Below are 12429 nucleotides of genomic sequence, written 5' to 3' on the forward strand. Positions count from 1 at the left end.
GACTGCCGACACGCTATCGGTGCTGATCAGCGAATGAACACCTCCATTGTCAGGCTCCAGCTTCCGTACCCGGGATGGCTCAAGGATTCGATGAATAGCATCGGCGTGGAACTGCCGCCGCTCGTCGACGTCGAGATTCCATGCTTCGAAGAACGGGAAGCTCCGGTCGCGATCGAGGTAATCTTCGCTCATAACGATTCGTGGGCGGCGATGCTCTTCCCGGACGAGGAGGGCCACGATCGCGGTGTGCTGCCAATCCGAAAGATAGGACAACGCCTCTATGCCCAAACTCCAACCCTCTCGGGTTGCGAGCCGGAGCCGTTCACCATAACCGGTGCTCCTACTCATTTATCGATCCGGCCCGCCACTCTTCCGCAATGGCTACAGGTTCAAGGTCGATCCGACCCCACGTTCCTCCCCATCCCCCTCGAGCAATATGATGGTCGAACCTCGTCCGAGGCGGTTCAATTCCTGCGGGGGGCAACCCCAGAACAACAAATCATCGATCATGCGATGAACAAGACCGCGTTTATCGGCGGAGCCTTGCACATCGCCGTCCATGAGCCGGTCTGGGAGCTCTTCCGGACGCCCAATGGACCGGCCGCCGCCAGGATCTGCGTTCCAGTCGCAGAATCCTACAACGCACTCACGCGCGCCCGTCTCGACCGTCGCGAGGAGGTCGAAGCAGCTTTTCCGCAAATCGTTCGGCGCCGTGCCGGAGAGCGAGAGACGATGAAATTCGCCGGAGAGGTCAACTTCATCGATCCAGACGGCTTCCGGCTGACGCGTGACGACGCCTCCAACATCGCCCTCGACACCGCTCAGAGACTTCTCGCGGTGACGTCTGACAGGGCCGCCTGGCTTAGTTCGTCCGAGACGATCGCACGCGCCGAATTAGCGTGGTGCCTGCATGCCGGCGACTATACGGCGGAGCAACTGTTCGCCCTGTCCGACGAATTTGCGCAGCGTCTCGATCGCGCCCCCCAGCCGAACAAGGAGGCCATGCGGATCGCTCGTATCTCCCGCGTCAGACGACAGGTATGGACTGAGCTTGGCCGTGCGGAGGGAGCCGCATGACGCTCTCCTCACCGTTCACCGTACTCAGTTCGAAGACCTTCCTGGTGCGCCGGAAAGGCCGCAGGACCAAGGAGGAAATCGAGGTGCTCTACCGAAGCCCGGTCGTCCTGGAGTGTCCGACCGAGGCCGACTTCCCGCTTGCGGTCCGGATTCGTGACCTGACTCGCTCAAGAGCCGAACAGCTTATCGACTACCGCAACTTTCGCGGCCGCATTTTCGCTCCCGACATCATGCACTTCGCGAACGGTCGCAAGGGCAACTTTCCCGCAAGTCTCATCGGACACGCCTTCGAGGGCGGCCAGGATCTGGTCGGCAGCGGCGCCTGGCTCAATCCCTTCCTTGATCCTGGCCAACTAAACGATGACGATCCGCGCGACGGATCGCTGCCCATCCAGGTGGCGGAAGTTCTTCATGACGGCGAAATTGACCGCAACCGCGAGCTTGCTCGCCTCGCATCTCGATATCTCGTCTTCGCCGGAATGCTCTGGAAAGAGACGGATGAACCCGTCTTCTACATGTCCCCGGCCATTGGCTCATGGAGCCCTGGTGCAATGACAGTCGTCGCGTGGTCGGAGCCCTCCATCAAAGATGCCCCCTTTATGTTCCGTCTGGATCGCGGTGAGGTTGCCGCACGCTTTGCCACTGCTCTGGGGCAAAGAAACGCTTACGCCCCCCACGAGATCATCCAGCATCTCGACTCCAGATTGCTGGCGCGCGATGACCGCCTTCAGGCCGCGCTTGCGATTGGTCGGGCCGTCACAAACGAGACACGCATCCGGTGGGTGAAGCTGCTCGATCCGGCCGGAGCGCGAACACTGGCGCGTCTGATGGATCTGACCGAGAACAGCACCGCGTCGGCTGACGCGATCGGATCTGCGGCCGGCCGCCTCCTGAAGACGCTGCAAGCGCTCGATCTGAATGTGCACGGACGAAAGGCGATGGAAGACGCAATGAAGCATCTTCACCCCGCATGTCTGCGTTGGACCGACTTTGAAGGTGGCAGCCTCGATGGAGATGAACTCAGCGAGGACCAGCTCGCTCTCCTTGCTGACCTCGGATGATCTGGCGCAGCCATGCCGCAGTCAGCCGTCCAATGCAAGGTGCCGATCCCAAGCTGGGTAAGAGACGCGATGGTGGCTGCCGGAGCAACTCGGCCGCCCTTGAAGATCGATGCCATGATCGCGAGCTACGCAGCCCACGAAGCACCGGTCGCCCTTGAAGTGCTGTTCTCCGACGTAAGGCCATGGCGCGGGGGTGACCCAGTTTACGACAAGATCTACCGCTTTCTTCCGGCGCAAGCTGAAACAAATCGCGCCGTCAAAATCAGGTCTCTTGGCGGACGCCTTTGGGCCCCCTTTTCCCCGGTCTCCGGAGACGATCCCTTTACGATGCGGAGCGGCCGCGGACGCCAATATGATTTGGGCTCGCTCCTGGAATGGAGCGTGACATCCGGATTGACCAGGCTCAATCCCTTTCTGGAGTTGCCCCAGCAGCCTCCCGGCGCACAGGGGCAACAATCGACTGTCGATATTCGTGGATTCCTGACCGGCTCCACGGTCGTTGAACGCAGCCTAAGACGGGCAAATCAGGACGTGGCCCTTATCGACGACATCGTCCATGTTGTCGTCTACGAACCGGCATGGCGTTTCGACACCATCCAGGATGGTCCGGCCGGTCGGCGCCCGGTCGCGCGACTTTGTATCCCGATCGATGAGGGCTTCGAGGCCCGGTTACGAGTGCGCCAGGACCATATGAACGAGGCGGCCTCACTCTTTCCGAAGCTGTTGAGGCCGTCCCGTCGACAGGTGCCCCAGCAGATCGAATTCTGCGGTGAGGTAAGAGTTGTCTCGTCCGATTTTCGCTACCAGCGGAATGATCAGCGCCTGGTAGCGCTGGACGCCGCACGCAACATGGCGGCTGCCACTAGCGTCTCCGCGGCAAAACTGACCGATGATGCGCTGCTGGCCAGGTCTGCGCTGATAGCGCTCCGCAACGACCCATCGGCTGCGACCGCCGAGCTCTTCCGTGCGTGCGACCAGTTCGCCGCAGAACTCGGTCAAACATCGGAGGCCGGCGCGGCCCTGCGTGTCCATCAACAATTGCAATTGCGCCGGCAGACGTGGGCGGAGCTCGAGCGGGAGGCGCGCGCTACATGAAGCCGCCATGCCTTTTCACCGTACAAACAGCCAAATTGCTGCAAGTTCGCCGGCGCCATCATCGCACACAAGAATCGCTTTGGGTGCGTCATCGTGTCCCGGTGACCCTCGACCAGCCGTCAGAGGCCGATTTCCCCATCGCCGTGCGCACCGTAACACCCCGTCGAGCGGATTATCGCAGCTATCGTGGCCGCATTTTTGCGCCTGACCGCGTCCTGGGCATGAGGTCCACCCCCGAGTTTCCGGTTGAATTCATCGTGTCCGCCTTCGAAGGAAGGTTGCCCGACGCGAGCTGGCACAACCCATTCCTGAGCCATACCGGGGAAAAGGACTTTTCGAACATTCCGGAAGAGGCGGCACTCGGTGCAGAGATCGCCCACATTGTGCACGACGGCAGCCTGGAATGCGACACGAAGGTCGCGCGTATCGCGACGGGCTACCTCATCTTCGACGGTCACCTCTGGAAAGAGACGCAGGAGCCCTCCTATGCGGTCGGATCGAACAATCCGCGCCGGATAAAGCTCGTCTATTCGGCCGATGAGTGCCCTCCACACCGGTGTTTTCGGCTCGACCGCCTCGCGGATGCGGAGCGTTTCGCCTGGCGGTTGCCGGATGCAAAGACCGTCGAAATCAGCGACGCCGATGTCGACTTCGACCCCAGGCTGTTGTTGCGCGATGATCACATGGAAGTCGCACGCGAACTTGGCAAAAAAGTCCTTCTCGCGACGGAGAAGTGGCTTGACCTGCTCGACGCTGCCGGAACTTCTGACTTCATCGATCTCCGACGGCAGGTCCGGACGGGCGTCGATGCTCAGGCGATCGGCATTGCGTCCGGCCGGATGCTTGATGTCATCGACCGCCTCCCACTCAACGCCCATGGCAAGGAGGTCGCGACCCGGCAACTGGCAGTTCTGACCCCCGCCATGATCCGATGGTCCGAGTTCGAGGGCGGCTCGCTGACGACCCCCGAACTCTCAGAGTCCGACCGCGAACTTCTCGGCGCGCTCGGTTAGGAGTTTGTTCAGGGCGCCGGCGCCGGTTCGGACTCCGCATCGGTGCTTTGCCCGCGAAGGGATGCTGTCGATGCCAGCGCGAGAGCCCGGAAGCGTCCATGGAAGTACAAGGGGCGGGACGAATCCATGTAGGCGGCCAGGACCTTTGACGCAGCGGAGAACGGCACCGATGCGCTCAGCATGCCGTAGTTCTCGTCGAACCGAAGCTCGGCCTTCTCAAAGCTCCGACGCAGCCGCTCGGCGACTGGCTTGGGCTCCGCGGGCAGCTCGACAACCAGCCGTTGGCCGCCTTTGCCAGCCTCCGACCTGATCACGACACCATCGCTCGGGCGCGACGGGACCGCCTCGAGCCTCCCACCGCGCTTGAGCACCTCGAGTGCGGCTTCCTTGCAAAACGTCGACCCCGGCAGCGAACCAATTTCCGCCTGCCGGCCCTTCGGTATCAACACTCCACGCCGGCGGCGGCCGTCCACGTCCGTCCAGGCGGCCGCCGTGCCCAAATGCCCTTCGGCCGCGATGCGCACGGCCGCGACGAGATTGCCCTCGAGCATCAGGCGGCGCTGCTCGACCGCGCCGCGGGGCACGGCGTCGTAGCGCGACATCAATCTGCGAAAATCGGACGGTGACGGCGCAGGCTGGATCGAGAAAATCCGTTCACGCAGCATGGTGGCGAACGAGATTTCGCGCGGTCGCTCATCACCCGGCAACACATAACGCAGGATCCAGCGGCCTGGCAGATGAACCCCGTCGTCATCCGGCTGCCTCACATCGACCACGCGACCTGTCGCCGGCATGTTCTCTTCATCGGGCGCGGTGACGAACGCCCCAGGCTGGGCCCGAGCAATCAGCGTGCGGAGATCGCGCAGGGTTGCGTTGCGTATCTTCACGGCATTCGGCCTTGAGGCGCTGAGCGCATTCTTTACGTCCCGGAAGCCCAGCGGCAAGGCCTCCGCCAACAGCGCATCGGTTCGCTTGCGCAGCAGCTCCGACTGATGCCCAAAATAGCCGAGATCATTGGCTTCGCCATTCTCGGCAACGAGCCTGGCCTGCGCCTGACCGATCATTGTCTCGATCGCCGCCGATGACAGCGGCGCCGCGTCGCGGACGCCCTTCAAAGTCGCCAGCCACACCGGCCGGCCAAATACCGGACCGTCGGCGGGGTTGCCGGCATCGAACAGCTCGCGCGTCTCGATCTTCCAGGAGCCGTGGAGCTCCCGGCCGTGATGCGGATGTTTGCCCTGGGCGGCGAGCTCGCGCATCGCATCCTCGTAGAGTTCCACGACTTCGTCGTAGAGGGTCGCCTGCTCGGCGGCCGGCAGCAGAACGAGACGCTGAAGCAACTTGTTGACGTAATAGAGTTCCTCGGCAGCCTGTTCCTCGTCGATGCCGCGGGTCGCAATGCTCATCCGGTCGGCGAGCGCCGGCCGCTCGGTGAGTATCCGCTTGCAGATCTCGTTGCCTGTCTGATCGATGATGTCGGGGACGTCCATGGACGTCGCATTTTCCGCCGACGCCGAGACATTGGCGGAGAGCTGCGCCACCTTGCGGTTCTGCATGGCGAGATTGCGGGCCTGAATCGGAAGGCCCGTCGACAGGGTCCTGAAGCCGGGCTCACAGACCTGGCCGCGGCGGTTGACGCGCCCCCAGAACTGCACACGCTCGACGACGTTCGAGGGGATCTGCAACTCGATCATGATCCGGCGGCGCTGATCCTTGACCCGCTCGGAGGCGTGCAGCGACAGACCCGTCGAGCCCGCCCGCGTGACCTCGACCATGTCGGTCCGGCCGCCATTGAAGCCCGCAATCACGGCGTTACGGTCCCGGGCCGGCATGGTCTCATAGACCCCGTTGGCAACCCGCATCGAACGGGCCGAAATCTCGTCGCAGGCCCAGGGATGATCGATCTCTCCGGCCTCGAACAGCGCCCGTCCCCGTGCTTCAACCCGCTCGCGCAAGTCGTCGATCGGCGACAGAGACAGATCCGGAAGCTCGCCGATTGCCTTCAGCAAGGCATCGCGCATCGCAACCACGTCGACCTCTTCCACCGGAACGCGGAACGGGTCGTCCGTTCCCTTCCGGACGATCAATTCGCTCAACCGCTGCACAGCCAGCCGCAGCGCATCCCGGTAATCCGGCGGACGCGCGCCGGCTTCGGCACCGGCGGATTCCGGTTCCGCGTCGTCGTCGGCTGCAGTTCCGTCGTCCTGCACCGGCGGCGGGGCGACAGTTGCACCGTCGTCCTCTGACATCGAGCCCTTGGCGAGGTCGCGCATGAGCGCTTCCATGGTGGTCTCGATGACGACTACGGGCTTTTCGCCGCCCTGCAGGATCTCGACGCATTCCTCCACGCATTTGTCGACCAGAAGCGCTGTCACCACCTGGCGCACCAGTGCCGACAAAACGGCACCGAAATTCATGGTGTAGACCTTTTCTCGCGCGGCCTTGCGCTCGGACGCCGACAGCTCCTCCAGGAGCTTGGCATTCTCGGAGGTCTTCTCGTCGGCAATCTCCGTGACGCGGCGGCCCATTACCGCCATCTGCGACAGGATCGGCGCCAGCGCGTCAACATAGGCCCGGTTGCGATCGATCCGATCCAGATCGTCGATCACCTGGATCCGGATATTGGAAAGATCATGCTCGCGGCGGATCAAGGCCCCCTGCTCGGCCAGGGCCTGCGACAGCGCCTCCGCAAAGGCCGTGCCGCCGGCACGGAATAGTGCCGGAAGATCCGCGTTACGCAGCGACGGCGGCAACACCGAGCCGTAGGACTGCATATTCCGCGCATCCCGCGCATAGGTCGCCGAGGAGTGTACCACGATGGCCCCGGCCAGCGCCGATGCCAGCGCGGCGGCGGTATTGGAATCGCCCGCGGCGTTGTGGCTCTCGTCCCGGATCACCACGGCGCCGTCGGCAACCGACCGGAGGAGCTCGATTTTCGGGGAGTTCTTGCGATTGAACTGGCTGTAGGTCGCCATCATCAGGCGCGTACCGCGGGGCAGCTTCGCCTGCTTGATGACCTTGGCGAGATCCGGCTTCTTCATTGACGAAAACAGCACGTCGCCATCCGGCGACGTCTGGTCCACGATAGTCGCTTCGCCATTCAGCAGGAACGGCGCACCGAGCACCTCCTCGGAGCCGGTATCCCGCACGTCTCGCCAGAAGTCGGTGAACAGATTAGCCTTTTCGGTCAAGAAGACGATGCGCTTGCCCTCGATGGCACAGATCCGCGCCACCGTCGCCAGCACACGTCCCTTACCAAGACCGGTCTGGTCGGCAAGGATTGCGCCGTCGCCGCGGTCGATGGCCGAAAGCATGAGCGCCACCGCATCCACCTGCTCGGGCGACACGAACTGCTCGAGCTGCGCCATGGACCACTTCGCCCGCCGGGCGATCCAGCGGTCGATGTCACCATGTTCGGCCACGATCCGCGCCAACGCCACCTTCATCGCCGAGGCCATGTTGAGCGGGATCATCGCGATCGGCTTGCCGATGCGGCTTTCCGGCTCGTAGCGGGCCTGGAATGCGTTGACCTGGGCAACCGAATGAAGCGCGTCGAGCGCGGCTTCTTCCTGGAATTCGACGACGGGCACCACTGCCTCGATCGTCGCCAACGCGGCATCCACCCGCCTGGCCGGCGCGCCCAGCGGCCTCGGGCGCGCCGGCGGCGCCGGATCAGGCGCTCGTGGCGGGACGCTTTGAGACTCGACGGGCAGCGCAGGCGGCTCTGCCGCTCTGGCAGCGAGTCCTTGCCCGGCAATCGGCCCCGTCGAGCGCGGACTCATCGGCCGCGCGAGCGGAGGCGGCCGCCGGACACCTGCCGACGGCGCCCCAATCGCAGCAGGCGCCGCCGCCGGCGGCGCAACAGGCGATGCGGCCGCCTCCGGAAAAATGGGGGAAGGCACCCTCGGCATCGGCCTAATGGGCCTCAGAACCGGAGGCGGAGCCGTCCTATCGACCTTTGCGGGATGAACCGAAGCCGTTCCCGCGCCGAATTGGCCGCCTCCGGCTGCGACGGCGTCCTGCAGCCTGGAAAGTCCGGGCGATTTTGAGAGCGGCGAGCTGCCAGCCGACGTCATGACGACCCGGCTTTTGTCCCAGGCCACCCTGCGCACCTGTGGGAAGGCTTTCTCCAAACGGTCGACCCCGTGGACCATGCCACCCTGGAGCAGCCACATCGTCCGAAAACCAGGACCTCCGGGCCTGCCGAAAGAGCGAAAGCCCACCTGGGCGAGGGCATCGGACTGGGCCTTGGTCAAGTCGACATGGCCACGCACCATGACCGCGCGATCGCCGCCGGCGAACTCGACAACTTTCAGTTCGAGCCGGTAACTCGAAAAGTCCAGCCACTTCATTGTCGAGGACAAGATCTTCAGTCTCCATGGGACCGGCTGATCCTGCATGAGCGTCGAGCAAGACCCAAGGATTCAAATCCCGCTGCCCCTCCAAAAGAAACAGGGCGGCTCGCGCCGCCCTGTTCAACCGATCCTTTGTGCTACCGCCGATCAGGCGCCAGCGCGCATCGCCGCTTCGTTCTCCAGGCCCGGATCTTCACCGACCGAGTTCGTGTCCGCGGTCTGAGCCGGAGCCGCCTTGGACTTCTTCGCCTCGCGCAGCGCCTCCGACCGCTTGCCGGCCGAAGCGGTGAGCACGGCGGCGTAGCTCGCCGGCATGTTCTCCGTCACCACCTCGGCATCGGTATAGTGATGCTCGGGAGCACAACGACGCGGGCTCAGTGACGTGCGGAAGAAGACTTCCTTCTGCTTCTCGTCATTGAACTTGCGCCACACGACGAGGTTGGCTTCGCACCAGCACGCCTTGGAGCTCTCCTTGTCTCGACCGGCCTCGAGCACCGGAGCATAGAACGGATCGGCCTCACGGTCGTGACGCGCGTTCCGGGTCTTCATCTCGGCTGCGAGCTTCTGGCGGGTCTCGCCGACCAGCGCGTAGGTCCGGTTGGGCACGATCTCGACGGTCACGCCGGGCGGGAAGTTCTCCGCGTTGGCGAAGATCGGGCCCATGTCGGCGAGGAACGCCTCGATCGCCTGCTCGTGGGTCTGCTCGATATAACCCTCGCCGTCGGGATTCTTCACCGAATCCCGATAACGCACGTCGCGGATCACCGACGGCGGAGAATTCGGGGAGTTGTTGTCCCAGGCGCGGATCATGAAGCCCGGCGCACCACCCCAGGTCGGCTGAAACATGGCACGCACGGCGTCTTCGAAGGATGCCGACTTCGGACCATAGCCGACAGCCGCCATCTTCTCGCCGTTGATCATGTCGTCGTAGGACAGCACCACCTCGTTGCCTTCGACAGCCTTGTCACCCTTGACGCGAACGGCGCGCCAGAGATCGGCAACCACGGTGTCGCCGCCCTTGAGCTTGCCAGTTTCGCGGTCGTAGTAGAGCGAATAGGGCTTCACCATCACGCCCGTGGCCGGGTAGATCTCCTCGTCCTCCATGGAGGGCGCAACACGGTCGACCCAGTCGACGCTCAGCACGCCGTCCTTGTCGCGGAACGCGCGCTTGGCCACGTAGACGGTGCCGGGCGTCGCCTTCTTGACCTTGTTCTTTCCCTTCAGGTGATCTTCGAGCGTCGCCTGGGTCGGCTTGAGATCGCGCAGCTTCATCTTGTCCTGGTCGCCGGCGCGCTTGCCGACCTCAGGCTGATCGACGAGATGCTTGATAACGAACACATCCTTGTCGGGTCCGCCGGCCATCTCCGCCGAGACGAACTCGACCATCGGATTGATCCACGGGCCAAAGGATCCGTTGCCACCCTTGCTGCTGCGGTTCTGCGTGCCGACCGCGGCCATCAGCTTTTCCAGTGCCACCATATCTAGTCTCCCACACTCCAAGGGGCAGTCGATTGTCCAGCGGGTAAGCCGAAGAAGTCGATGCCTTCAATTCGTGGCAGGTGCAGCCAATCCGCACCCCGTGCGAGGACCATAAGGGGCACCCCTGCAAGTCGCAAAAGGCATCCACAAAAATTATTTTAATCCTTGGAGTGGGGCACGCTCCCGCCTTCTCTCTCGGGGATCGGAAAGGCGTCGACTCCTTCGGTCCAGAGGGCCACACTTCCGTCTCTGCTGACGGGAGTTTTCGGCTTATTGCAATCCGCCGCGCTGCGAGACGGGCGTATCGTGGATACCGCGCGCCTTAGAACTTGTCCCTGAAGGCAAGTCTAGGCGCGCGAATATCAATCGAGGAAGTGACAGAAGGATTGCGCCATCAGCCTGCGCGTCACGGTTTGATTGGCACCATTGGTGCCTTGAACCATCTCACCGCCGGTCTGACCACCGGCGGTCATCAGCACCGACCAACTCTTGCTATTGGTGTCGGAGCTCACCTGCGCATTCGGAGCAAAGTTGACGCCTCCAGTCTGAACGTCAGTTACGACACTGCTGGCCGTAATATAAGTTCCAGCAACCGACGTGTAGGGAGGCGCATTGACATAGACATTGCCATTGGGAACGACGCCAACCTGATTCACTGAGGTGGTCACCGGCAACGCGTAGGACTGCGACTCATCCACTCGGGACAGATACATCTCCGGCACGCCACCGGTACAGGTCGGCCAAGGCACTGAAACAACTGGTGCCTGACTGTTTCCTGAGGCAGGAATTGTCTGGGTAATCGGCTGGTTGGTCGTCGGATCGAGCGTAGTGTACGTCGCTCCGTAAGGCGTCAACAGATAGACACGCTGCAGCGCATATCGAGGCAAAAGATCGCCCAGCCGCACCGCGGTGTTCCCCGCCTGACCGTATTTGCTGTAGGCCTCGGAATAGAAGGCGTTCTGCGCGTTGTCGATCTGACGCAACTTGTCATCCTGAGAAAGGCTCGGATCCAAGGTCAACGTTGAAGGATCCTGCGCCACAACCGGCTTGTTGATCGAGGCTCCAAACACGTAGGTATCAAGGTTCAACATGCGCGGATTGAGCATCGAGAAGCTCGACATCCCGTTCGGGTCGACGCTGTAGACCAGATTGTCGAGATCGTTGATCTTGGGCGTGATCACGCGCTCCTTACCGACCACTTTGCCGCCGGCGACCACGTCCGAATCGACAGTGATCGACTGACCGAAAAAGCCGTCACCATTGACGTGAGCATCGCCACCCGCCCTGAGGTCACCCTGGAAGTAACCTCCGCCGGCAGGCGGCCCACCCTGCGCCCAATTCGGTTGGTTAGCGTCGGGCGGCAGGGCACCGGCCTGCACATAACCGGTGTTCGTCTTGACGTTCCCGCCAGCGTTGACATCGCCGGTGGTGTTCAGCGATCCGTTCAAATTCAACGCATTGCCCGCCGCCGTAATGGTGCCGAGATTGGTGATGCTGTCATTATTCATGTCGATCGACATGTTCGAACAGCCGACCTGCGCCGTCCCGCCGCAGATCACGCCGACGCCATTGAGGCCATTCCCCTGCATATGCACGTCGGTGTACATCGAGTTGGCATCGGGGTTACCGATATCGTGGCGGTACAGGAAATCCTGCAACAAGGCGCCGTTCTGGAAGGCCAGCGTGGCCATCGCGTGTCCGGCCGACGGCACAACGCCGCCACCATTCGCAGCCCAGGTTGCGGCCGTCGACCGCCAACCGCCGTAAGATCCGAGGATCTGTCCTGCCCCACCGGCGTTCGGCGTCGGTTTCGCAGGCATGAAACCGCCAGCCGCACCAACCGCAGTCGCGATCCGACCCAGCTCGTCGTCGCTGATCTTCTGACCGCCATAGGTCACCAGCATCGCCTCCAGTCGACCCGGCGCAGTCGCCGGCTGGGTCACGAGAAGCGCTGTCTGCTGGCCATAGGGGTTGTTGTCGACATAGGTGTTCGACAGAAAACCGGACTGCTGCAGGCTCTGCATGCCCGCCGTGCCGACCGGTTGAGCGCCCCCCGGGGATGTCTGGCCGGCCGGAATATAGGAAACGCTGCCCACGGGCGTGTTGTTCAGCACCTGGCCGTAGTTGGTCTGGATGTACTGGCTCGCCGCGTTCGTCACCTGCTGCAGCTGCAGCGCGGCTGCGCGCGATTTGATCGACTGCTGGTTCTGCGCAACCATCTGACCGAAGGTGGCGAGCATGATGGCGACAATACCGAGTGCAACCGCCGACTCGATCAGGGTCAAACCCTGCTGCCGGGCGCGCCGCTGACGACGGAGAGCCTTAACCTTCGTGTCCAGTTTCATAACC

Annotated in this window: 7 protein-coding genes; 4 read left to right on the top strand and 3 right to left on the bottom strand. The window is 63.0% G+C overall.

Annotation, left to right across the window (positions count from 1 at the left end; all coding sequences use genetic code 11):
- Positions 1–33 precede the first annotated feature (33 nt).
- The 4 genes from ACVIGB_RS04135 (at position 34) to ACVIGB_RS04150 (ending at position 4246) form a co-directional block, all read left to right on the top strand.
- Positions 34–1077, top strand: a complete 1044-nt coding sequence (locus ACVIGB_RS04135; protein WP_456718002.1) for a hypothetical protein — start codon at positions 34–36, stop codon at positions 1075–1077.
- On the top strand, positions 1074–2138 hold the full coding sequence (locus ACVIGB_RS04140) for a hypothetical protein (protein ID WP_456718001.1): 1065 nt from the start codon (positions 1074–1076) through the stop codon (positions 2136–2138). Before ACVIGB_RS04135 ends, ACVIGB_RS04140 begins: the two co-directional genes overlap by 4 nt.
- Before the next feature lie 99 nt (positions 2139–2237).
- Positions 2238–3233, top strand: coding sequence for a hypothetical protein (locus ACVIGB_RS04145; protein ID WP_456718000.1), 996 nt, complete (start codon positions 2238–2240; stop codon positions 3231–3233).
- On the top strand, positions 3230–4246 hold the full coding sequence (locus ACVIGB_RS04150) for a hypothetical protein (RefSeq protein ID WP_456717999.1): 1017 nt from the start codon (positions 3230–3232) through the stop codon (positions 4244–4246). Before ACVIGB_RS04145 ends, ACVIGB_RS04150 begins: the two co-directional genes overlap by 4 nt.
- 8 nt (positions 4247–4254) lie before the next feature.
- Here ACVIGB_RS04150 and ACVIGB_RS04155 read toward each other — a convergent pair whose 3' ends face one another.
- The 3 genes from ACVIGB_RS04155 to pilV all read right to left on the bottom strand — a co-directional run bounded on the left by ACVIGB_RS04155 (position 4255) and on the right by pilV (position 12425).
- Entirely contained in the window at positions 4255–7857 is a 3603-nt protein-coding gene (locus ACVIGB_RS04155) for a strawberry notch C-terminal domain-containing protein (RefSeq protein WP_456717998.1), read from the bottom strand.
- An 891-nt stretch (positions 7858–8748) separates the two neighbouring features.
- On the bottom strand, positions 8749–10080 hold the full coding sequence (locus ACVIGB_RS04160) for a hypothetical protein (protein WP_456717997.1): 1332 nt from the start codon (positions 10078–10080) through the stop codon (positions 8749–8751).
- Between the two features lie 362 nt (positions 10081–10442).
- Positions 10443–12425, bottom strand: coding sequence for a shufflon system plasmid conjugative transfer pilus tip adhesin PilV (gene pilV / locus ACVIGB_RS04165; RefSeq protein ID WP_456717996.1), 1983 nt, complete (start codon positions 12423–12425; stop codon positions 10443–10445).
- Between the last annotated feature and the right edge of the window lie 4 nt (positions 12426–12429).

It is taken from the genome of Bradyrhizobium sp. USDA 4341 (genome assembly GCF_054063755.1).

Bases quoted from the DNA above. Each gene is read 5' to 3' on its own strand.
- ACVIGB_RS04135 (WP_456718002.1), top strand. From the start codon at position 34: ATGAACACCTCCATTGTCAGGCTCCAGCTTCCGTACCCGGGATGGCTC.
- ACVIGB_RS04140 (WP_456718001.1), top strand. From the start codon at position 1,074: ATGACGCTCTCCTCACCGTTCACCGTACTCAGTTCGAAGACCTTCCTG.
- ACVIGB_RS04150 (WP_456717999.1), top strand. From the start codon at position 3,230: ATGAAGCCGCCATGCCTTTTCACCGTACAAACAGCCAAATTGCTGCAA.
- ACVIGB_RS04160 (WP_456717997.1), bottom strand. From the start codon at position 10,080: ATGGTGGCACTGGAAAAGCTGATGGCCGCGGTCGGCACGCAGAACCGC.
- pilV (WP_456717996.1), bottom strand. From the start codon at position 12,425: ATGAAACTGGACACGAAGGTTAAGGCTCTCCGTCGTCAGCGGCGCGCC.